Source organism: uncultured Marinobacter sp. (genome assembly GCF_947488835.1).
Lineage (GTDB): Bacteria > Pseudomonadota > Gammaproteobacteria > Pseudomonadales > Oleiphilaceae > Marinobacter.
In genome coordinates, this window is sequence record NZ_CANLBK010000001.1 from 488,471 (window position 1) to 509,102 (window position 20,632).

The following is a 20,632-nucleotide window of genomic DNA, read 5'->3' on the forward strand; positions in this document are numbered from 1 at the left end:
CACAGCATTTCAGCTGGGTTCTTCGCACTCCAGGGCGCGAACAAGATTCTTGAACTCTTCCCGGTTTTGGCTGTTCAGCCCCATAAGAACTTTATGGGCGGCCAGTACCCTGTCTCGCACGTCTTGCTCGCTCGCTCTTAGCACAGGTATTTCTTCGAGTTCTTCGATGCGAGAAGCAGGTTCACGGACAATAATAAAGATCTTATCAAAGCCCATGGAGGTGATAATACGGGTAATATCCGGATTGGTTGTAATAAGCGTAGGTAAGAATTGGCTTTGCTTTTGGGCTGCCATCGCAATTTTAGCAAGAAGGCCGAGGGTGGTGCTGTCAATAATTTCAGTTTCCGTGAGATCGATCACCACGGTTTTGAAGTGCGGATCCAGGGTAATGGAGTCAACCAGATTATCCAGCGTGCAACAAAGGTTCAGCCGGATTTCTCCAATAAACTTAAGGACATAAATGCCCTGTTTTTCAGCCTGTAGGATCTTGTAACCAGCCATGTCTCTCACACTGCCATTATTTCAACGATGTGTTGTCTGACACCTTAACTGTATCAGTAACCGTCACTATACCGATATCATCCGGCAACTCCGTGATCTCATCGAGATTGAGAGCCTCGCTTAGAGATGCGACAGTGTGACGACCTCCAGATACGAGTTCAAGTAGTCTCTGCTCCTTTTCATCCAGACTCTTTTGCCGGATGACTTCCAGAATCCCATCTGAAAACAGAATCAGATGAAACGGTTTGTCCAAAGCAACGTCGTATACTTCCCACTCCGGGGTTTCAAACAGTCCAATCGGAAGGCCGCTGCCTTCGAGAAATGCCGTTTCTCCACCATCAAAAGAGAGCACCGGCATCGGAAAATGTCCGCCCACCGAATACCGTAACTTACGCTCGCTAATAGAAATGATACCAACAAACATCGTTACGTGTTTTCCGAGACCCGTGTCGAGCAGCTCGGAGTTAATGCGCTGCAAAAACCGATCAGGATAAAGAATGTCATCGGTGGAGCCACGGCGAAGATTGCGCTGCAAACGGTTGCTCAGGTTTTTCAGCAGCACGGTGACAAATGCAGAGCTGGCACCGTGGCCCGACACATCGGCAATATAAACCAGCGTTTTGTCTTCACTAAGGGGAAAGTAATCGAGAAAATCACCACTCAGAAAGAGCGAAGGTTTAATCAGGTGATCGACATACAGGCCACCGGTAAACTGCTCTTTCTCGGGCAACATGCGCATTTGGACTTTGCGCCCTGCCCTTTGATCAGCCCGCAGCTCGGCAATACCATTTCGAAGGTCGCGGTTGGCGTCTTCCAATTCCTGGCGATACAGCTGATTAAGGCGACTTAACCTTACACGGTCGAGTAATTTGCGAATTACATCGCTCAGGGATTTTTTGTCTTTACCAAATGGCTTGAGTACGAAATCCGAGGCCCCTGAACGAAGCGCATCGACGACCTGCTTGCTCGATTCAGTGGCGGAGAATGCAACAATGGGCGTGGGTGATTCGGCTTCTTCCAGCTGATCCGCCAGGCTCTCGATCTGAGGGGGCATAAGGTCTGCAAAGATAACATCGGGCATGTTATCTTCAATGACTGCACTTGCCGTGGCCAAATCATGATAGCCAGACACGTAAAAGCCCCTGGTTTCAAGGTAACGCGCAAGTTCGGCGCGAGTTTTCTCGTCGGCATCAATGATCAGGATTCGAATGAGTAGGCGCCCGGTGCGCGAGGTCATGGCTGCTGCCCTAAACTACCAGCGATAAAGGAAAATCGGCGTTTCAAAACCTATTTTGGCACGCCCCTGTGATATAACAAGGCCAGTTTCACGAAACCCGGAGATTCCTGCGAATGAGAAGTGCGGTAAATGACCTGTTGGGCGCTTATGACAAGCTGATTATGGACCCGGTTCACGGTGCAATTCCGTTATATCGCCATGAGGTGCAGGTCATCGACCACCCTCTGTTCCAGCGCCTGCGAAACATCTGCCAAAACGATATTCTCAGCCTGGTATTTCCCGGCGCAACACACTCCCGGTTTCTGCACAGCATTGGCGTGATGCACGTTGGTACGCGCATGTTCCGCTCAATGATCGACGCCTACCTGCGTGAGCGTCAACTTAGTGACCAGACAGACCTCAGTTTTAGCCAACTGGATGCCATTGATTATCTGGCAAAAACCATACGCATGGGGTGTCTGCTTCATGACAGTGGGCACTCAAGCTTTTCCCACCAGTTCACCAAGGCACAGCGGATTCGTGATTTGATGAGCCGCCCCGGTCGCTTCGCCGACCTGTGGGAAGGTGTCGATTACTCTGCCTACCACCGTGCCGAACCAGAGGAACTGGAGCATGAGCACTATTCCGTGCGAGTGGCGCACGATGTGCTTGCAGCCGTGGATATGGAAGGTGCTGGCCTCCATGCCGAAGATATTATCGGCATTATGGAAACCACCGAGGTAACACCCAGCGAGACCTTCTGCCGTCATGCCCGAACCTTTTGGGGTTTTATTGCAGGAAAAGATGCAGAAGCTGGGTCCTTGATCAGCGAGAATATTCCGCAGTTGGTGCTTGGCCTGCTTTCATCCATCGTGTCCGGAGAAATTGACGCCGATCGCGCGGATTACATGCTCCGCGACGGGTTCCACTCTTCGGTGACCATCGGTGGGTTCAACCTCGATCACCTACTAAGCAACCTGCGCATCGGATGGGACGAATCAGAACCCTGGTTGGGCCTGGCAATTACCCAGAAAGGACTGGGAGCGCTTGAGGACTTTGTCTATAGCCGCTACCAGATGTACCGCAAAGTATACGCCCACAAAACAGCGCTGGGATTCGACTGGCTACTGCGTGAGGCCATCAACGAAGTTCTTGAAGATGCAGAAAGTTTTGAGTGGGTTGATACCTGCCTGAGTAACATGCAGTACTTTGCAGAACTTACTGATAACTTCTTTTGGGAAGCTTTCCGGAAGGTTGCCCGCCAGCGTCCCGAGAGCTTCTCCTTCTGTATCGTCAATCGGGTAAAACTGAACCATCTGGATACCCGTGAGGATCTTTCCGCCAGCAGCATTGCCAGCCATAGTGCCTGGTTGGCTGAGGCCATGAAATTGAATCCGGCCCAGGTGGTGACTTGCTCCATGCGGGCTCGTTTTTCCAATATTCAGGATAACTTCAACGGCATCAAGGTGCTGGTTCGGGACCCGGTGAACCGTACCCGCTCGCTGAAAAAGATCACCGATGTCAGTGCTTTTTTCAGCAAATTCAGCGACGGAACCATCACCCACTTTTATACCCGACCGGATTCCACCGTAGATGCCGCAAAAAAGATCACCGGCTAACCTGCGCTTCCGAACACACAGATACCAGGCTGCAGGCGCTGTCGAACGCGCCTTCAACCCTGCCGCCACAGAGCCAGTCGCCGGCAAGGCCGATACCCTGCTCTTCAAACCAAAGGTGGCCGGGGTTGGCACCACCTTCTGAGCGCGCATACAACCAGCGATGGGCGACTGAATCGGTTACTGTGGCATCCGTTCTTGTCAGTTCCCGGAAGGCTGTGACCAGGCCTGCCGTTACCTGCTCCGGCGTTGCATCGACATTCTGTTCTGTCCAGTCAGCGTTTGCATGCAACACCCACCACACACTTTTGTCCTGAGAATCTGCATTTTCACGCCCAGGTTTGCTGGAGTTATTGGCCACCCAGTAAAGCGCGGGGTGGTCACACCGCATGCCAACGTGGCGCGGCCATGGATCTTCCTCAAACCTGGCGGCCACAGCCCAGCAAGGTAAAACCCGACTTACTGCATCATCAAGCTGCGCAGCCAGTTCCGGCAAGTCACTCTGCACCAGCAAATCTCTGGCCTGGGCCGGCGGCGCGGTGATAACAACCCGATCGAATTGGCCCACCTGCGCTCCATCAGTATCCGAAAGTAACCACCTACCCTCTTTACGGGTAAGTTGTTCAATGCGGGTTTCCGTTACCACATTTACATGGGCCGCAAGTGCACGGGAAATAGCAGTCATTCTCGGCGTACCAACATAGCGGGGTTCATCAGGAAAACTCTGCCACTCACCTTGCTTATCCTGAAACCCAAAGTGGCCATCCCACGTACTAAAACTATTGTTACCGGCAAACTCCGTCAAAAAGGGCAGAAACTCCGGATTGCGGGCCGTGAAGTACTGAGCACCCACATCGGCAGAGCCATCCGCAACCCGTTTTGCTGCGAGCCTGCCGCCTGGGCCTCGGCTTTTTTCAAACACTGTTACATCGTGGCCCTGCTGTTTCAGTTTGATGGCGGCAGTTAAACCGGCAAGGCCTGAACCAATTATCGCGATACGGCGTATATCATTTTCACAAATCGTCTCATTAAACATGGTTCTGGGTGCATCCAATAACAGTGGTCAGAGCGTACAAACGAGCAAGCGGCAGGGCCCGGGCTTTCCGAACTCCTCGCTGTACAGGTTCCATTCAGAACAAAAGGGCAATCAGGGTATGACCCGAGTGCAAAACTTTTTCATCAATATTCAAAGATGGTTCGATTCCGACGCAGGTTCGGATCACATAGATGCAACCTCCCGCGCCTTTAACATCGTGCGGGTCATACCGTTTCTGGCTCTGCATCTGGCTTGTTTGCTGGCCTTCTACACGGGCGTAAGCGCATTCGCGGCTGGTTTCGCCCTGGTGTTTTTCTGGCTGAGAATGTTTGCCATTACCGGATTCTACCATCGCTACTTTGCCCACAAGACCTTTAAAACCAGCCGCACGGCACAATTTGCCTTTGGCGTGCTTGGCGCCAGCGCCGCTCAGCGGGGGCCACTTTGGTGGGCAGCGCATCACCGGCACCACCACCAGCATTCAGACCGTGAACAAGATCTGCACTCCCCTCATCATGGAGGTTTCTGGTGGTCTCATATGGGGTGGTTCGCCTGCGATGCAGGATTCATAACTGATGAAAAACGCATACGAGATTGGCTGAAGTTCCCCGAACTCAAGCTTTTAAACCGTTTTGATGCTCTGGTACCAGCAGCTTCTGCCGTATTGATATTCGGCTTGGGTGAGGCGCTGGCAGCCTGGGCGCCGGGGCTTGGCACGAACGGCCTGCAGATGCTGGTCTGCGGATTTTTCATATCAACGGTGGTGCTGTTTCACGCAACCGTCTCAATTAACTCGCTCTCCCATGTGTGGGGCAAGCGTCGGTTTGAAACTGCAGACGATAGCCGAAATAACTTTTGGTTAGCTCTGCTTACTCTGGGTGAAGGCTGGCATAACAACCACCACCGGTGGCCGCAGTCAGTACGCCAGGGCTTCCGCTGGTACGAAATAGACATCACCTGGTATGGGCTTTGGGCTCTATCGAAATTAGGCATCATCTGGGATTTGAACCCGATCTCCAGGCATATTCAGGAAGAAACCCGCCAGCGTGACGAACTCAGGAAGGTGCAGAAATGAAAATCGAAGTTGGCTGTCCCAATTCGGCTGTCCCCGCCACATTGGAAGCGTTCAAAACGCTGTTCAACCAGCTGGACAAGGGTAATCTGAATAAACTGCCTGCTGTGTACAGCGAAAATATCCGGTTTCAGGACCCGCTTGGTGCTGTCGAAGGCCTTGATGCGTTAACCCATTACTTCGCCGGGGCTTATTCCAACGTTATTTCCTGCCAATTTGTTTTTGAAGATGCCGTGGTTCAGGACAGCTCTGCCACTATTCCCTGGGTAATGCATTTACGCCACAAACGCATTCGAGGCGGGCGTGAGATACACGCAGAGTTGCGCGCAACCTGATTATTCAACAGCTACGGCAATTGGGCGCCGGAACCCTCACAATTCGGGAATCCGGCATGGAGGAGTTGATGTTTGGCGATGGCAGCATTGACTATCCTCCTGCCGCGCTAGTAATTCACGACCAAAGCACCTGGCTAGACCTGCTGACCGGCGGCAGCGTTGGTGCGGCCGAAGCCTTTGTGGCTGGGGATTGGTCGTCACCTGATCTTGTTGCCCTGCTCCGGTTCTTCACACGCAATATAAACCGGATGAACGAGTTTGAAGATAAGTTCAGTTGGGTCACCAAGCCGGCTCTGAAAGGCTTGCACTGGCTGAACCGCAATACAAAAGACGGCTCTCGAAAGAACATAAGCGCGCACTATGATCTGGGCAACGACCTATTCGAAACTTTCCTGGATCCCACCATGATGTATTCCTCTGCGATTTACCCCAGCGATGATTCGACACTGGAAGAAGCAGCCGTTCATAAGCTGGACACCATCTGTAGAAATCTGGACTTACAACCCGGCGACCGGGTGATCGAGATAGGCACCGGCTGGGGAGGCTTTGCCATCCATGCTGCCAAACACTACGGATGCCACGTAACCACCACCACGATTTCCGAAGAACAGCTGGCACTGGCACAAGAGCGAGTACGCAGCGAGAGCCTGGACGACAAAATCACTCTGCTATTCGATGATTATCGCGATCTGGAAGGTCAGTTCGACAAGCTGGTTTCTATTGAAATGATTGAGGCCGTAGGTCCGCAGTTTTTGGACAGCTACTTCAGCCAGATTAACGCCTTGCTGAAACCAGATGGCTTGGCCCTGATTCAGGCGATCAATATGCCGGAACAGCGATACCAACGCGCTCTGAAAAATGTGGACTTTATCCAGCGTTTTATCTTCCCCGGGAGTTTTATTCCTTCCTTCGGTGCCATTCTGGAATCGATGCGTAATCAGTCAAACCTGGTTCTGACCCACTCGGAAGACGCCGGTTTTCATTATGCTCGCACGCTCCGGGACTGGTGCGACCGCTTTATGGCCAACCGTGAAGCCCTTGAATCCATGGGCTACGACCAAGCCTTTCGCAAGCTCTGGCACTTCTATTTCGCTTACTGCGAAGCAGGATTCAGCGAGCGGGCTATCGGGGTATCACAGTTGGTTTTCGCCAAACCCGGCAACAAGCGGCAGAACATACTGAGTGGGAGATGTTTCCCTGCCTGATCTGCCGCTCTCCCTGGCCGCCTTGGCATTAGGTTGGCTTTTGGTGTTTCCGCTGTTGTTGTTTGCCCGAAAGTTACTCTACCCGGGGTTGACGTAGATGAGCCGGGGCTTTGGATGTATACCTGCTGCATTTGTTCTGGCCGCCTCGGCGGGACAGGTGTACGCCGATGTGTTTGAGTTTACTGGCGTAGCTGCATCCAGCGCGGGAAAAGCGCCTCGATTACCGCGCATCTGCGTTGCGCCCAACAGTGAACTACACACAACCAGAGTTTCAGGAGTCGCTTGATATCAACTACCCAGATTCGGACTCTGCAGCGGTCGTATGGAACCCGCCCAAGGGCCAACCCGAGCGTCACAGCGTGAAGGTTTCGGACGATCTGGTAGTGGATGTGGGCCTCACCAACGTGCGCAAGAACGCCGACCAAAACTACACCGCAACCATTCATTATGACGTGAGCAGCTACCCGGAATGTGACCTCACTCCCTGAAACTGCTGTCGCTATGGACGCAGATCAGTGGTTTCAATGTGGTAAACTCCTGCAGCAACCAACGCCGGAGAGTTTTTAGCCATGATGTTTGTGTCTTTTAACGTCAACAGTATACGTACCCGCCTGCACCAGCTTGAAGCACTGATCGAAAGCCATAACCCGGACTTTATCGGCCTTCAGGAAACCAAGGTAAGAGATGAAGAATTCCCGGTTGAGGCCATTCGCGAGCTGGGCTACCACGTGCATTTTCATGGCCAGAAAACCCACTACGGTGTAGCGCTGCTGTCTCGCATGGAGCCGGATCAGGTTCATAAAGGCTACCCCGGGGACGATGAAGACGCCCAGCGCCGGATGATTACCGGCCAGTTCACCATTAACGGGAAAAAACTTACTGTTCTTAACGGTTACTTTCCCCAAGGGGAGAGCCGTGCTCACCCAACCAAGTTTCCAGCCAAAGAAAAGTTCTATGCGGATCTCATGGCCTATCTTGACGAACTTAACGATCGGGATGGCCACGTGGTGATTATGGGCGACATGAACATCTCCCCTACCGATAAAGACATCGGCATAGGCCCGGACAACGCAAAAAGATGGCTTCGCACGGGCAAATGCTCATTCCTCCCGGAAGAGCGTGAATGGCTGGGACAGATTGAAGCCCGGGGGTATACCGACGTATTTCGCCACCTCTACCCCGATGAGGCACAAACATTCAGTTGGTTTGATTACCGCAGCAAAGGGTTTGACCGGGAGCCCAAACGGGGCCTGCGCATCGACCTGATCATGGCCAGCGACGGCCTGTTAACGAAAGCAAAGGAAGCTGGCGTATCTTACGAGTTCCGCGGCATGGAGCGGCCATCCGATCACTGCCCGGTGTGGGCTACATTCGAACTCTGATACCTGGCCAGGGCCGATATGACAAAAATTAAAACCCGGGACAGAATACTCAACACCAGCCTGTCGTTATTCAACAGTTTGGGTGAGCCCAACGTCACGACGTTACTGATCTCGGATGAGCTGGATATCAGCCCTGGCAACTTGTATTACCACTTCAAGAGTAAGGGCGACATTGTAGAGGAGCTGTTCTCTGCGTTTGAGTCCGAAGTGCTGGATTTGCTGAGTGTTCCTGAAGATGTGGATATCAGCCTTGATCAACAGAGTTTCTTCTTGCACATGCTATTTGAAGCTGTAGCAAGGTATCGGTTCCTGTACCAGGATCTGGTGAATGTATTATCCCGCTACGAACGCTTGCAGTTGCGGTTTAAACGGATACTTAAAAAGAAGACCGGAGCCTTCCGTAGCATCTGCGAAAGCCTGCGAAACCAGAACATGATGAGAATTGCAGACGATGATCTGGGCTCGCTGTGTGAGCAACTCACCCTGACTGCCTGCTACTGGAGTGCGTATGACACACTATCCCATCTTCATGACCGGGAATTGGTAGACCCCGGTCGTGGCGTATATCAGATGATGCACCTGATGCTGCCCTATTTCGCACCCGATGCTCAGGAGCATGCGAAACTGATCAGCCTGGATTACCTGATGTAAGGCACTTTTACTCTTCTTCGTCTGAGCGATTCCCGCCACGTAGCATCGAGAGTTCCGCTTCCAGTGCTTCAATTCTGTGCTCCAGGGCTGCTATATCTTCCCTGCGATGAATGCCCAGCCTACGCAATGCGCCCGACACGCGCTCATCAAAAAGATGTTCAAGCCTATCCCAAGTGCCTGTTGCCCGCTCACGAACACCCTCAACCCGATCCTCCACGGAGCGAATTTGTTTCTCCACCGCTCCCCGGGTTTTATTCTCCAACTGCTCGCCTTCCTGAACAAGGCGCTCAAAAAAGCGGCCTGTGTCCTCCTCAGCTTTTGTATAGGCTCCAAGGCCAGCCAGCCAGATCTGCCGTGCTGAGTCCTTTATTTTTGCAGCCAGTTGCGGATCATTTTCCGGGTTTTTGTCGTTCTCATCAGACATGTAACAACCTCTGGGAAGGGATAGTTCGCTTAAAGCCCATTATATTACAGCTAGCAGGCAATTTCAGTCGGGCTGAAAGCCCCATTGCAGAAGGGCTCAGTATAACAGCGGGGTTTATATGCAAAAATGTTCCCACGCAAAGAGGCTGTCAGCTTGAAGTGTTCAAAATATAGGCAATACTTGCTTATACCGGAGTCCTCGCTGACGCCGGTTTGTCTGGAAGCCTTTCATGGATACTACTCGCACGCCTCTGCCCGGCATTCCCGCCGGGCTTTTTTTTGGTATGATTAATACTGGTTATAAGCTTATTCCTTTATGAACCATAAAAGCCGCTTAGCATCACAAGCAATTGGTATTCCTTTTCTGAAATGACGCGTTACAGGAGTTACTGAATGATTGACATTGCCTGGAGTAGTTTCACTCCCTGGTCGGCACTGATTGGTGGCGTACTGGTAGGTCTCGCCGCTGCAAGCTTTCTACTGCTAAATGGACGGATTGCCGGAATCAGTGGAATTCTCGGAGGGCTGCTCTCTCCATCTTCCGGCGACATCAGCTGGCGAATTGCATTTCTCGCCGGAATCATCGGTGCACCGGCTATCTGGATGCTCGCCGCGGAGCTGCCACCCATTGAGATAGAGGCTGGATACCCTGCCCTGATAATTGCAGGTCTCCTTGTGGGCATAGGTACGCGATATGGCTCCGGCTGCACAAGCGGTCACGGCGTTTGCGGACTATCGCGGCTGTCACCCAGATCATTCGTGGCAACCTTGAGCTTCATGTTCGCCGGGTTTGTAACTGTTTATATTATCCGACACGTACTGGGAGTGTAATTTCATGAAATCTGCTTTGGCATCTTTATTTGCAGGCTTGCTGTTTGGCTTTGGTCTAATCGTATCTGGTATGGCAAACCCGGAAAAAGTATTGGGCTTTCTTGATATTACAGGTCTCTGGGATCCATCTCTTGCGTTCGTTATGGGTGGAGCGGTTCTGGTTGGGCTTTTTGCATTTGCCATTGCTCGCAAAAGAGCTTTGTCATTCCTTGGCTTCAACATGAAAGTACCGACACATACTCACATAGATAAGCGCCTGATCATCGGTGGCCTGATGTTCGGTGCTGGTTGGGGTATTGCCGGTTTCTGCCCGGGGCCAGGACTTGTGGGTTTGGGCGCGGGTGAAATCAAAGCTGTTGTATTTGTAGCATCCATGGTTGTTGGGATGGGGATATTCGAGATGGCCGAGCGTATGAGATCCGGCCCTTCATTCTGACAGGCGCCACTACCTATGAGATGATAACCTCGCTCTTTTATTGAATCCGGAGACTACCCCCCATGGATATCCGAAAGATTGATGACACGATTTCTGTCTCTCCCCAAATCACATATGGAGATGTGGCAGAAGCCGCCAGACTTGGCTTCAAAACCCTGGTTGCAAACCGTCCCGACCAGGAAGAATTTGGCCAGCCTGCTATGGCGGATATTGAGGCAGCAGCATTGGAAAACGGCATGAGCTGGGTTTACATGCCTGTCGCATCGGGTAATGTAACAGATGCCGATGTTGATCGTTTTGGCGCCATGATCCAGAATTCCGACAAACCCGTATTGGCTTTCTGCAGAAGCGGTACCCGCTGCACGGTGCTTTGGGCGCTCAATGCGGCCCGCAGCACTAACGCCGAGGAAGTTTTCACCAAGGCGCGGGGTGCCGGTTACGACATCAGTGGTCTGGCTCCTCGCATGGCGCAGCAAGCTCGCGGCCAGTAAATATCACCTCGTTCTTTACGATCAACGCTCAGGATTCACCTCCCCATGCAATACATAGGTTCAGAGAACTTCCGGCACAACCAACCGGAACGGATTGGTGTGCTGGTAACCAACCTGGGCACACCCGATGCCCCAACGCCCTCAGCCTTAAGACGATATCTCGGTGAGTTTCTTTCTGACCCCAGAGTAGTTGAACTACCTCGCCCCCTTTGGTGGCTGATATTGCACGGAGTTATCCTTCGCATACGCCCCAAGCGCAGCGCTGCGGCTTATGCCAGTGTGTGGCAACCTGAGGGCTCCCCACTGCTGATTCATACGGCCAAGCAAGCTGAAGGTATTCAGGGGGTTCTGAGGAAGAAATACGGCAATGACGTGGTTGTAGGCTTTGCCATGCGCTACGGCAACCCTTCTATTCCAAGGGTGCTTGATGAAATGCAACAGCAGGGTGTCAGGAAACTGATAGTGCTGCCCCTTTACCCGCAGTATTCCGCTTCTACATCGGCCTCGACGTTCGATGCCATTGCCAAAGATTTCTCTAAGCGCCGCTGGTTACCGGATCTACGCTTTATCTCACACTATCCGGATTACCCGCCCTACATTGAGGCGATGGCCCGCCATATTGAGAGCCACTGGGCAGAGAAAGGGCGCAACCAGAAGCTGATCCTCTCCTATCACGGAGTGCCCCTTAAATACCTCACCAAGGGCGACCCATACCACTGCGAGTGCCACAAAACTTCACGACTTCTTGCTGAGCGGCTTGGCCTGGCGAAAGACGACTATATGACCACCTTCCAGTCTCGCTTCGGTAGAGAAGAGTGGCTCAAGCCCTATACCGACGAAACGCTGAAAGCCCTTCCCGGCCAAGGAATAAAGTCCATAGATGTGTTTTGCCCGGGCTTTTCGTCTGATTGCCTTGAGACCATTGAAGAAATTGATGAAGAAAATCGCGGGTACTTTATGGAGGCAGGCGGTGAAGGCTTCAGCTACATCACTGCGCTGAATGCGACACCCGGGCACATTGAGGCCCTGGTGCAATTGATTGAAGACAACCTCAAAGGCTGGCAACTACCAGATAACCAGCCTGAATCGCTCATCGCCCGCAATCAGCGCGCAGATGAGCAGAAAAATGCAATCTATCCTGGTCGGGAGCTTTGAATCAAAGGCTCAGCAGCATTTACCGTTTCTGAGCCTGTTTCAAAAAATGCTCATTAAGCATTGAACGCCCTACTCTCCCTCTTCATCCTTTTGGCGCTGCCCAGTCCCTGAAAGATCGGGCATCGCTTCGCAAAAAGTGCACTCATCAATATCCACGCCGGCACCGCCCGCCTCAACATAGCGAACCCTATGGCTGGCCTGGCCGCGGTTAGTAGACACAGAAAATTTACGATCGCGACGATCATCAACGCCGGTGTCTTTCACGGTATCCATTTTATCATCAGACATAACTCACTCCCGGATGGCGCCAAATATAATGCTAGTTGGGCTATAGAAGCTAAGATGGGGGTGTTTTGTTAAGTTTAAAGCCTGAAGCATACAGTATTCCAGGTAAGCATTCTTTGGACTGCTTGATACTTCATAGCGCCGATATTGAAGTTGCTTGCTAGCTCTCCAGGCGGGTTCCAACTTCAACAACCACGCGATGACAGTTTCCGTGGCGACTGGACGTGTAATGCCATCCAACTCGCTGACTGAGAGTCGTGGTGAGCTCCAACCCAAGTCCGTAGCCAGTATTGTGTGAGGATTGTGTGGCCGTATCTTCTCCATCCGGTGGTGCGGGATTGCTGATCGTAATTCGGTTTTCCTGTTGCTCAATAACAACTGTGCCCTCCCAACAGTGCTGAAAAGCATTCCGTATCAGGTTGCCCAGAATGATGCGTGCGGGCACCAAAGGCACAGTGCAGCTATAAGGGGAGGCACTAATTTCGGTGGTTACAGGCTTTCCCGCCAACAAATACGTCATCTCGGCAGCCAACTCCCCTATCAGCTCTGATAAGTCGACAACCTCGGACTGAAGCGGGGTGTCCGGTTCATGATTCAGCCAGAGCAGCGTTTCGGTAAGATGTTTCATAGTCAGACTGGCGCGGTCGATACGATCGACGATGTTTTGTTCGTCCTCGAACTTTTCTCGTTTCTGAGTCAGTTTTCGGTGTAGCTCGATGTTGGAGCGGATTGTGCTGATTGGTGTCCGGAGTTCGTGGCTGGCGTGCCTGAGAAACCGCCGCTCACGGTCTACCGCTTGCTGCACCGAGGAGAGACTGTTGCGGATAAGCTCTGCCATTTCATTCAGCTCAGGATAAGAAAAATCCGGCACCGGATCCGAGAGTTTGTCGTTGTCGAGAGAATGAGTCCAGGCGCGCAACGCTGCCATGGGGCGAGACACGTGCCACAGGAGCAGCCAGGCAACAATAGAAACAAAACCAATCACCAGTATACTGACGGTCAGCGTGAACACTCGGTTTTGCCGGGAGGCTTGCGGAAGCACCTCCGAGGCTTGTCGAGGTGTCACTTTCTGACTCAGGTAAAGTGGGCCGTAATCGGTATCGTCGCGCATTGCAAAGACGATTGATTTTGGTCGGCTGAACCAGGCGCTATCTTCTTGCTTAAGCAATTGGCCAGACTTGCCTGGTCCATTCGGAAAAGCCTGAAGAGCATAATCCGGCATGTCGTTCCATTGTGTTGCAACGTCAAAACCGCTGAACTCTCTGACCTGCACGCTTTCCCCTGCGCCAATCACCTCACTGAATGTTCGAGCGGCTTTTTCCATATTGCCTGCCATCGCCGCATCCAGCCCCCGGATGAAATGTTCCTTGGCGACCAGTGTATAGGCCGCGACCAGAATGAGCCCCAAAGCCAGAAAAGAGGCGATCAAAACGGTTCTGAGGCTAATCCTGAATCTAAACATTTGCATTGTCTGTTCCGGGAGCTTTGAGAGCAAAGCCGGCTCCGCTGATGGTATGCAGCAACGGCTCAGAAAAGGGGCCATCAATGGCCTTGCGCAGGTTGTAAATATGAACCTTGAGACTGTTGCTATCGGGGTGGTCATCCCCCCAGGCCGAATCCATTAATTCTTCACGAGATACCGGGGACGGTGAGGCCCGCATCAGGCGTTCGAGCAGGCGCCAGCTCGTGGGCGACAGTTTCAGGGCCTGACCGTTTCGCTGCACGCTCTTCTCACTGAGGTTCATTTGCAGATCACCGCAGGTGAGCTTCTGAATCTGACCGCTGCGCCTGTGTGAAAGCGCCCGCACTCTGGCCAACAGCTCCTCCATTTCAAAGGGTTTGACCAGATAATCATCGGTGCCGGCGTTAAATCCCTGCAGCTTATCGTCAAGTTGGTCACGCGCTGTCAGCATCAGTACCGGGGTGTCGTTGCCCTGCTCCCGCAAATGCTGACAAAGCCCAAGGCCGTCCAGGCGAGGCATATTAATATCCAGCAACAGCACGTCGTAGCTGTTTTGTCCGATCAGATTGAGCCCTGCAATACCGTTGCTGACATGGTCACAGATGAACCCCTCCAGCTCCAGGTATTGCACCAACGTCTGGGCCAGGTCGAGATCGTCTTCGGCCAATAACAATTTCAGCATGGATCGGACTCTTGTTTACCTGGCCTCACAGTAAACCAGCGGCGAATATCTGTGAACCTTTCGGTCACGTCGTGCTGAATAGCGACCAGTACAGGTATCAAAATGAGGGTGATGACGGTTGCGAACATAATCCCGTATCCCAATGCCACGGCGGCCGGTATCAGAAACTGTGCCTGTGCTGATGTTTCGAACAGCAGAGGCGCCAGGCCGGCGAAGGTTGTGACTGACGTCAAAAGAACCGCGCGCAGACGGCTCCTGCAAGCTTTGCTGATCGCTTCGATCTGATGGTCTGCATCGGGTTTCAGTTCATTGTAACGGGATACCAATAAAAGGCTGTCATTCACTACAACACCACTGAGCGCAATAATACCATTGAGCGACAGAATGCTGATGGAAAGATCGTTCATCCAGTGCCCCAAGATGGCTCCGACAATTCCGAACGGAATGGCGGTCATGATCAGAACGGGCTGAATGTAGGATTTCAGGGGAATTGCCAGCAGCATGTAGATGAGCAGCATGGCGATCATAAACACATGCACCATAGAGGTCTGTGTTTCTGCCTGTTCCTCTGCTTCACCGGCAAAATTGATATCCAACCCCGGGTATTGCCGCTCCAGTGTCGGAACCAGATCCTTCTGCAGGTTGGCGACCAGTTCGGAAGCCGACAGAATGTCCTTGTCCACTTCAGCGGAGAGGTAAAGCGCCCGCTTGCCGTCAATCCGGGTAATGGTATCCCTGGAGTAGCCGTAGGTGACCGTAGCAACACTGGACAGGGGTAGCACTGTGCCGTCGTCTGTCCGGATGTTGGCACTCAGTACGTCCGTCGGGTTTTCCCGGGCACCTTCCGGGTAGCGGACTTTAACCTCTACTTCGTCGTTATTGCGCTGAAAGCGTTGTACCACCTGACCACTGAAGGCCTGAAGCACCTGCTGGGCCAGCGTATCGGTGCTCAACCCCAAAGCTTTGCCCTGAGCGTTAAGTTCCAGGAACAGGCGCGGCTGGCTGGCTTCGATGTTATCTTCAATGCCACTGATCGCCGGGATGGTTGCGAGCTGTTCCTTTATATCCCGTCCGGCTGCTGTCAGCAATTCATCATCAGAAGCCCTCAGTTCAATACGAAGTGCGTCTACCGTTCCGCGCCGGCTGGCCACGCTAAGGGTTCTTACTCCTTCCGGCTGACCAGCGCTACGTCTCCATTGGTTGGAAAAAGTATTGATATCGTATGGGGAGTCCGATGCCAGTTCTACCGTGACAGTGCCGGACTGGTCACTTCCGGAAAGTACCTGCAAGTTGGCAATGCCGGTTTCTACTTCCACGTTGGCGCGCTTAATGAGTTGCTCATCCACTTGATAAGCTTTTTGCTCAAGAGCAAGCAGTGCGGAATGAGTCAGGCCAAAACTGGCGTCGGTTTCCATGCTGACGTTTGCCCGGACCGTGTCGCCAGGTATGTTCGGAAAAAAACTGGTCTTGACGGTACCGTTAAAAGGCATCGCCATAACCAGCGTAAATAGAGCAAGGAATAAAACCAGAACGGCATACCGGTATGCGAGTGCCCAGTCGATAACCATTTTATAGATCCGGTCGTTGAACCATTGAAGACCGGAATCGGCTCCCTGCTGGATACGTCGCCAGATTTCAAGGAGCGGGTTCTTGCTGGCTCTGCGGTGGGTATTCAGGTGTGCCAGGTGGGCCGGCAGAATGAGTTTCGACTCGACGATGGACAACAGCAGACAAATAGTGACAACGGCAGCGAACTGGGCGTATACCTGCCCAAGCCTGCCGCTGAGATTCGACAGAGAATAAAAGGCCACAACGGTGGTGAACACGCCAAAGAGCGTGGGCACCGCCACGCGCAGGGTGCCTCGGATGGTGTTGCGAAGGGTGTCGCCTTCCTGTTTGCGCACGGTGTAAACGCTTTCGCCCACAACCACGGCATCATCCACCACAATTCCCAACGCCATGATGAAACCAAAGGTGGTGAACTCGTTCAGTGAAAGACCGGCAAACCGGTCGCCCATGAAATACAGGGTTCCGAAGAAGATAAATGGCAAACCCATGGATACCCAGAACGCCACGGTCAGGTTCAGGAAGACTGCCAGAAGAACGAACACCATCAAAATGCCGGTCAGTGCGTTGCTAACGAGCAGATCCAGCCGCTCACTGATCGAGGTGCTCCGGTCGTACCAGCTGGTAAGCTCTACGCCCTGTGGCAGAGCTCCATTGCCGTGCCATTCCTCGACTACCTGCTTGGCCGCTTCAACCGTCTCGGTGATGTCGTCCAGGCCAGTGGTGATCACTTGCAGAGCAATGCTGTTTTCGCCGGCAAAGCGGGACAGCACCGCGGTATCATCATCGTAGGTGTCGTTAATGAAAGCGAGATCACCCAGGGCGACAATCACACCATCGCTGCTGGTGATCAGAGGAATGGCTGCAAATTCTTCTTTCAGATAAGCCTGTTGCGAGGCTTTCAGTTGCAGATAGACCTGTTCATTTTTCAGGACCGCTGTCATTGTGCTGGAGGAGCCCTGATTGATCGCATCCTCGACATCCGACAGGGACAAACCGTAGGCCTGTAAACGCCCCTCATCGATCTCTATCGACATCATGGGGTCAAGCCAACCGGATTTGCTGACCCGGCTGATGTCAGCCTTTGCCAGCAGGTCAGATTTCAGTTCTTCGGCCAGTTGCTGCAGGGTGTGGCGGTCGGTTTCGCCATGGAGTTGCAACCAGAGCGAGTGCTCCTCACGCTCCGCTTTTTCAATAACCGGGCTCTTGGCATCGGCCGGGAAGGTGGAAATCGCATCCACTTTGTTTTTTACGTCCCGCAGCAACACATCCAGGTCGTAATCACTTTTCTTTTCGATAGTAACTTTTGAGCCGCTGGAGGTAGACGTACTGGTGATGTCAGCTATGCCGTTAACATCTTCCAGCTGTTCTTCGATCTTGATAGCCAGCCCTTCTTCCGACTGCTGTGCTGAGCCACTGTTATAGGTGACCGAGACAGAAATGCTGTCTGGTTCTGTGCTCGGAAATGCTTCTTTGCGAAGGTCTCCAACCTGGAGAACGCCAAGGCCGATCACCAGGATCAGCAGAAGGTTGGCCGCAACCGGGTTATTGGCAAACCAGGGTATGATGCCTTTGTTCCAGCTTTGATCAGTCATCGGACGCCTCCACCGGATGAACAGCCATGCCTGGCAGATAGGTGCTCAATGGATGCGTCAGCACGTTCACAGCTTGGCCGGAAAGCGAGGCCGGTGGACGGATATAGATGGCCTGCTTATCACTGGCAACCGGGTCCGCGGAAAACCTGGCCAGAACGCCATCGTTTACGTACCAGACTTCCCCTCGCTGGCTGAGTGAGGACGAAGGCAGGCGCCAGAGATCGCTCAGTGCACGGCCCTCGATTTCCGCCCTGAGGAATGTGCCGGGCGCCAGCATGCTGGCCTGCTCCAGCGGCCGATCTAAAGCTGCGATCACTGACTGCTGTCGGCTTGTCTCATCCAGGTGCAGTTGCGTGCGTTGGATATAACCTTGCCATTGCTGCCCGGTTTCAACAGAAACCAGATTTACCGGCCATTCACCGTTATCCAGCACTTCGATATCCGGCAGCTTCTGCCAGTCGAGTTGAGATAAAGGCAAAGAGATCTCGATTCGGTCCGCACTGTAGAGTTCAGCTATGTCGTTACCGGCCTGCAAATAGCTGCCCGGTGAGACCGAGCGGCTGACAACCAGCGCGTCAAAAGGCGCTTTAACACGGGTTTGTGCCAGATCTTTTTTGGCACTGATTACCGCAGCTTCGGCGTTAGCGACTGCCGCCCGTGCTTGTTTTACCTGAGGTTCACGCAGCACCAATGGAGAGTCCGGCTCGCCGGTCATTCCGGAAGCCTTCCACTCCAGAACGGCCTGCTCTGCTTCTCTTTCGGCCTCGAGAAGATCTACCTGCGCACTGGCCAGATCGTTTTCTGCGCTGGCAAGCGCCGCACGATAATCGCTGTCTTCCAATGTCAAAAGAAGGTCGCCTTTGCTGACGATACGTCCGGATTCAAACGCGCTTGCCAGTTCAGAGACCTGGCCGGAAACCTGGGCAGTGAGCGTTATCTCATATCGCGATCTGGCCGCACCAAAAGCTTCAACGTTGACAGCATGAGATCCTGTTATTACCGGAATAACACCGACATCCGGTGCAATACCACCATCCTCTTTCGCGGGCAGTGATCGACTTTCCTGTTCCTGAAGCTTCTGACCGTTATAAAGGAATACGGTGATCAGCACGCCAACGGCGGCCAACAAAACAAGCCATTTTGCGTATGGTCGGATCATGACTGATCGGTCTCCTTGATGCCCAGCCCCAGTGCAAGCCCGAGTGTGATTCGGTTGCTCAGACGCTCGTAGATTAAGTCGTTAAGTTGTGATTCCAGATTAAAGGTCTGCCGTTGCACTTCGAGTAGGTCGAGTACAGAAACCAGACCATTCCGGTATTTCTGCTGGTACTGCTCATAGTTGCGGCGGGCACTCAGCAATGCGCTGTCTATCTGCTGTTGCTGTTTGGCCAGGCTTGATTCCTGGCCGATTGCATTTTCAACTTCCTGCACTGCGTTCAGTAAGGTTTCCCGATAGGCCTGATAGCTCCTGGCGGTGGTCAGTTCTGCAGCTTCAGCATTAGCTTTAAGCTCACCGCCACGAAACAAAGGCGCCGTTAATTGACCGAGCAATGACCAAACCGGGTTTTTTAACAGAGCCTCGCCTGGTGATGTGCCTGTGTCGCTCAAAGCCGCTCCCAGGCTGATCGATGGCAGCATTTCTTTGTAGGCAACAGACGTACGAAAGTCGCTTGCTTCTATGGCCAGATAGGCCGCTTTAAGGTCTGGTCGGCGCTGTAACGTCTGGTCGGCCAGGCCGGCAAGGGGCAAAAGAACTTGCGGGTAGTCGGCGGCAATGGCCGTGCTGCCATAACTCCGGCCGAGCAACAGGTTCAAAGCTCTTTGTTGCTGCTGCAGGGATTCCTGAGTGGCAAACAGCGTCGCTCTGGCACTGGCTGCCGAGCTTTGGGCACTGTCGAGGTCCTCAATGTCACCCAATCCGGATCGGTAGCGCTGAAGAATCCACTGTTCGTTTTTTTCAAGCAGTTCCACGCGTTGTTCTGCGATAGCAACAGATCGATTCAGATTAACCAGCTTCAGCCAGCCCTGCATAACCTCGGCTGCGAGCGTATCCCGGGCAGCCTGGTAAAGAGCCAGCTGTTCGGCGACATCGCTCTCAGCTGCCGACGCCTCATCAGAGATCTTCGCCCACAAATCCAGTTCCCAGCTGACGCTGATGCTGCCGGTGTAGGAAGTGTCGAGGTCTTCCGTTTTATTGGCGCCGAAGCCAGCCTCGACCTCGGGCAGCTGGTCAGCCCGAGTCGCCCGGTATTGGGCACGGAGAATTTCGAGAGAAAGCAGTGTTTGTCCAAGATCCGGGTTGGCCGCACGCGCTTCGGCAATCAGCGCGCTCAGATCATCGCTGCTGACCAAATCATCCAGATAGGCTGTCTCGGAACCATCCTCCATTTCTGACCAGGGTGCGATATTCTGACGGTCTGTATCGGCGCGAGTGAGATAATTCGGGTTGGTGGACAACGAGCTGCAGCCTGAAGCGACGAGGCCGCATAAGGCGAGCAATAACACTTTCGTGCAGGGGTAACGACACATAAACAGAGTCCAATAATGCGATCTGGTCTGAGGTAAACGACTGGATGCAGGCTATCGGAAGGTCGGTTAACGAAGGGTTAAGATATTCTGATGGGAAGTTACTGGAGAGCAAATACAGTTGTGATTACGGACATGTGGGATTGACGGAACACAGGGGTGAAGA

21 protein-coding genes are annotated in these 20,632 nt (G+C 53.0%); 11 read left to right on the forward strand and 10 right to left on the reverse strand.

Annotated elements, in window-relative coordinates; genetic code table 11:
* Positions 1 to 9: 9 nt before the first annotated feature.
* On the reverse strand, positions 10 to 501 hold the full coding sequence (locus Q0824_RS02300; protein ID WP_200200716.1) for an STAS domain-containing protein: 492 nt from the start codon (positions 499 to 501) through the stop codon (positions 10 to 12).
* Between the two features lie 16 nt (positions 502 to 517).
* Positions 518 to 1,738 carry a SpoIIE family protein phosphatase gene (locus Q0824_RS02305; protein ID WP_298447164.1) on the reverse strand — a complete coding sequence of 407 codons (1,221 nt, stop codon included), beginning with the start codon at positions 1,736 to 1,738 and terminating at the stop codon, positions 518 to 520.
* A gap of 113 nt (positions 1,739 to 1,851) precedes the next feature.
* Here Q0824_RS02305 and Q0824_RS02310 point away from each other — a divergent pair, with 113 nt between their 5' ends.
* On the forward strand, positions 1,852 to 3,336 hold the full coding sequence (locus Q0824_RS02310; RefSeq protein WP_298447166.1) for a phosphohydrolase: 1,485 nt from the start codon (positions 1,852 to 1,854) through the stop codon (positions 3,334 to 3,336).
* Here the strand turns inward: Q0824_RS02310 and Q0824_RS02315 are convergent.
* On the reverse strand, positions 3,326 to 4,369 hold the full coding sequence (locus Q0824_RS02315; protein WP_298447168.1) for an FAD-dependent oxidoreductase: 1,044 nt from the start codon (positions 4,367 to 4,369) through the stop codon (positions 3,326 to 3,328). The genes Q0824_RS02310 and Q0824_RS02315 overlap by 11 nt on opposite strands.
* A gap of 118 nt (positions 4,370 to 4,487) precedes the next feature.
* Between Q0824_RS02315 and Q0824_RS02320 the strand changes: the two genes are divergently transcribed.
* The 6 genes from Q0824_RS02320 to Q0824_RS02345 all read left to right on the forward strand — a co-directional run bounded on the left by Q0824_RS02320 (position 4,488) and on the right by Q0824_RS02345 (position 9,014).
* A complete protein-coding gene (locus Q0824_RS02320; RefSeq protein ID WP_298447170.1) occupies positions 4,488 to 5,444 on the forward strand; it encodes an acyl-CoA desaturase in 957 nt (318 codons plus the stop codon).
* Positions 5,441 to 5,776, forward strand: a complete 336-nt coding sequence (locus tag Q0824_RS02325; protein WP_298447172.1) for a nuclear transport factor 2 family protein — start codon at positions 5,441 to 5,443, stop codon at positions 5,774 to 5,776. Before Q0824_RS02320 ends, Q0824_RS02325 begins: the two co-directional genes overlap by 4 nt.
* A 56-nt stretch (positions 5,777 to 5,832) precedes the next feature.
* Entirely contained in the window at positions 5,833 to 6,981 is a 1,149-nt protein-coding gene (locus Q0824_RS02330) for a cyclopropane-fatty-acyl-phospholipid synthase family protein (RefSeq protein ID WP_298447174.1), read from the forward strand.
* A 248-nt stretch (positions 6,982 to 7,229) separates the two neighbouring features.
* Positions 7,230 to 7,469 (forward strand): hypothetical protein, encoded by a 240-nt coding sequence (locus Q0824_RS02335; RefSeq protein WP_298447176.1) that lies wholly within the window; start codon positions 7,230 to 7,232, stop codon positions 7,467 to 7,469.
* Positions 7,470 to 7,550: 81 nt separating this feature from the next.
* Positions 7,551 to 8,363, forward strand: coding sequence for an exodeoxyribonuclease III (xthA, locus tag Q0824_RS02340; RefSeq protein WP_298447178.1), 813 nt, complete (start codon positions 7,551 to 7,553; stop codon positions 8,361 to 8,363).
* Between the two features lie 18 nt (positions 8,364 to 8,381).
* The gene (locus tag Q0824_RS02345; RefSeq protein WP_298447179.1) at positions 8,382 to 9,014 is read left to right on the forward strand and encodes a TetR/AcrR family transcriptional regulator; all 633 of its coding nucleotides are present in this window, start codon (positions 8,382 to 8,384) and stop codon (positions 9,012 to 9,014) included.
* Positions 9,015 to 9,021: 7 nt separating this feature from the next.
* On the opposite strand, the gene Q0824_RS02350 is transcribed toward Q0824_RS02345, so the two are convergent.
* A complete protein-coding gene (locus tag Q0824_RS02350; RefSeq protein WP_298447181.1) occupies positions 9,022 to 9,438 on the reverse strand; it encodes a phasin family protein in 417 nt (138 codons plus the stop codon).
* 392 nt (positions 9,439 to 9,830) lie between these two features.
* Between Q0824_RS02350 and Q0824_RS02355 the strand changes: the two genes are divergently transcribed.
* The 4 genes from Q0824_RS02355 (at position 9,831) to hemH (ending at position 12,350) form a co-directional block, all read left to right on the forward strand.
* The gene (locus Q0824_RS02355; RefSeq protein ID WP_298447183.1) at positions 9,831 to 10,268 is read left to right on the forward strand and encodes a YeeE/YedE family protein; all 438 of its coding nucleotides are present in this window, start codon (positions 9,831 to 9,833) and stop codon (positions 10,266 to 10,268) included.
* A 4-nt stretch (positions 10,269 to 10,272) separates the two neighbouring features.
* Positions 10,273 to 10,704: a DUF6691 family protein gene (locus tag Q0824_RS02360; protein ID WP_298447184.1), complete on the forward strand. Its 432-nt coding sequence runs from the start codon at positions 10,273 to 10,275 to the stop codon at positions 10,702 to 10,704.
* A 62-nt stretch (positions 10,705 to 10,766) separates the two neighbouring features.
* Entirely contained in the window at positions 10,767 to 11,195 is a 429-nt protein-coding gene (locus Q0824_RS02365; protein WP_298447186.1) for a TIGR01244 family sulfur transferase, read from the forward strand.
* Between the two features lie 45 nt (positions 11,196 to 11,240).
* Positions 11,241 to 12,350: a ferrochelatase gene (gene hemH, locus Q0824_RS02370; protein WP_298447188.1), complete on the forward strand. Its 1,110-nt coding sequence runs from the start codon at positions 11,241 to 11,243 to the stop codon at positions 12,348 to 12,350.
* Between the two features lie 69 nt (positions 12,351 to 12,419).
* Here the strand turns inward: hemH and Q0824_RS02375 are convergent, their stop codons facing one another.
* The 6 genes from Q0824_RS02375 to Q0824_RS02400 form a co-directional block, all read right to left on the reverse strand.
* Positions 12,420 to 12,638 carry a hypothetical protein gene (locus Q0824_RS02375; RefSeq protein ID WP_298447190.1) on the reverse strand — a complete coding sequence of 73 codons (219 nt, stop codon included), beginning with the start codon at positions 12,636 to 12,638 and terminating at the stop codon, positions 12,420 to 12,422.
* Between the two features lie 157 nt (positions 12,639 to 12,795).
* A complete protein-coding gene (locus Q0824_RS02380) occupies positions 12,796 to 14,103 on the reverse strand; it encodes a HAMP domain-containing sensor histidine kinase (RefSeq protein WP_298447191.1) in 1,308 nt (435 codons plus the stop codon).
* Positions 14,090 to 14,779 carry a response regulator transcription factor gene (locus Q0824_RS02385; protein ID WP_298447193.1) on the reverse strand — a complete coding sequence of 230 codons (690 nt, stop codon included), beginning with the start codon at positions 14,777 to 14,779 and terminating at the stop codon, positions 14,090 to 14,092. The genes Q0824_RS02380 and Q0824_RS02385 overlap by 14 nt, the downstream gene beginning before the upstream one ends.
* Positions 14,773 to 17,940: an efflux RND transporter permease subunit gene (locus Q0824_RS02390; protein WP_298447195.1), complete on the reverse strand. Its 3,168-nt coding sequence runs from the start codon at positions 17,938 to 17,940 to the stop codon at positions 14,773 to 14,775. The genes Q0824_RS02385 and Q0824_RS02390 overlap by 7 nt, the downstream gene beginning before the upstream one ends.
* Positions 17,933 to 19,099 carry an efflux RND transporter periplasmic adaptor subunit gene (locus tag Q0824_RS02395; RefSeq protein WP_298447197.1) on the reverse strand — a complete coding sequence of 389 codons (1,167 nt, stop codon included), beginning with the start codon at positions 19,097 to 19,099 and terminating at the stop codon, positions 17,933 to 17,935. Before Q0824_RS02395 ends, Q0824_RS02390 begins: the two co-directional genes overlap by 8 nt.
* Entirely contained in the window at positions 19,096 to 20,397 is a 1,302-nt protein-coding gene (locus tag Q0824_RS02400) for a TolC family protein (protein ID WP_298447199.1), read from the reverse strand. The genes Q0824_RS02395 and Q0824_RS02400 overlap by 4 nt, the downstream gene beginning before the upstream one ends.
* Positions 20,398 to 20,632: the final 235 nt, after the last annotated feature.

Excerpts from the sequence above, each read along its gene's own strand:
- Q0824_RS02360 (WP_298447184.1), top strand. The coding sequence starts at position 10,273 with ATGAAATCTGCTTTGGCATCTTTATTTGCAGGCTTGCTGTTTGGCTTT.
- Q0824_RS02330 (WP_298447174.1), top strand. The coding sequence starts at position 5,833 with ATGGAGGAGTTGATGTTTGGCGATGGCAGCATTGACTATCCTCCTGCC.
- Q0824_RS02385 (WP_298447193.1), bottom strand. The coding sequence starts at position 14,779 with ATGCTGAAATTGTTATTGGCCGAAGACGATCTCGACCTGGCCCAGACG.
- Q0824_RS02325 (WP_298447172.1), top strand. The coding sequence starts at position 5,441 with ATGAAAATCGAAGTTGGCTGTCCCAATTCGGCTGTCCCCGCCACATTG.
- Q0824_RS02365 (WP_298447186.1), top strand. The coding sequence starts at position 10,767 with ATGGATATCCGAAAGATTGATGACACGATTTCTGTCTCTCCCCAAATC.
- Q0824_RS02300 (WP_200200716.1), bottom strand. The coding sequence starts at position 501 with ATGGCTGGTTACAAGATCCTACAGGCTGAAAAACAGGGCATTTATGTC.
- xthA (WP_298447178.1), top strand. The coding sequence starts at position 7,551 with ATGATGTTTGTGTCTTTTAACGTCAACAGTATACGTACCCGCCTGCAC.
- hemH (WP_298447188.1), top strand. The coding sequence starts at position 11,241 with ATGCAATACATAGGTTCAGAGAACTTCCGGCACAACCAACCGGAACGG.
- Q0824_RS02350 (WP_298447181.1), bottom strand. The coding sequence starts at position 9,438 with ATGTCTGATGAGAACGACAAAAACCCGGAAAATGATCCGCAACTGGCT.
- Q0824_RS02395 (WP_298447197.1), bottom strand. The coding sequence starts at position 19,099 with ATGATCCGACCATACGCAAAATGGCTTGTTTTGTTGGCCGCCGTTGGC.
- Q0824_RS02345 (WP_298447179.1), top strand. The coding sequence starts at position 8,382 with ATGACAAAAATTAAAACCCGGGACAGAATACTCAACACCAGCCTGTCG.
- Q0824_RS02305 (WP_298447164.1), bottom strand. The coding sequence starts at position 1,738 with ATGACCTCGCGCACCGGGCGCCTACTCATTCGAATCCTGATCATTGAT.
- Q0824_RS02380 (WP_298447191.1), bottom strand. The coding sequence starts at position 14,103 with ATGCAAATGTTTAGATTCAGGATTAGCCTCAGAACCGTTTTGATCGCC.
- Q0824_RS02315 (WP_298447168.1), bottom strand. The coding sequence starts at position 4,369 with ATGTTTAATGAGACGATTTGTGAAAATGATATACGCCGTATCGCGATA.
- Q0824_RS02310 (WP_298447166.1), top strand. The coding sequence starts at position 1,852 with ATGAGAAGTGCGGTAAATGACCTGTTGGGCGCTTATGACAAGCTGATT.
- Q0824_RS02375 (WP_298447190.1), bottom strand. The coding sequence starts at position 12,638 with ATGTCTGATGATAAAATGGATACCGTGAAAGACACCGGCGTTGATGAT.
- Q0824_RS02320 (WP_298447170.1), top strand. The coding sequence starts at position 4,488 with ATGACCCGAGTGCAAAACTTTTTCATCAATATTCAAAGATGGTTCGAT.
- Q0824_RS02390 (WP_298447195.1), bottom strand. The coding sequence starts at position 17,940 with ATGACTGATCAAAGCTGGAACAAAGGCATCATACCCTGGTTTGCCAAT.
- Q0824_RS02355 (WP_298447183.1), top strand. The coding sequence starts at position 9,831 with ATGATTGACATTGCCTGGAGTAGTTTCACTCCCTGGTCGGCACTGATT.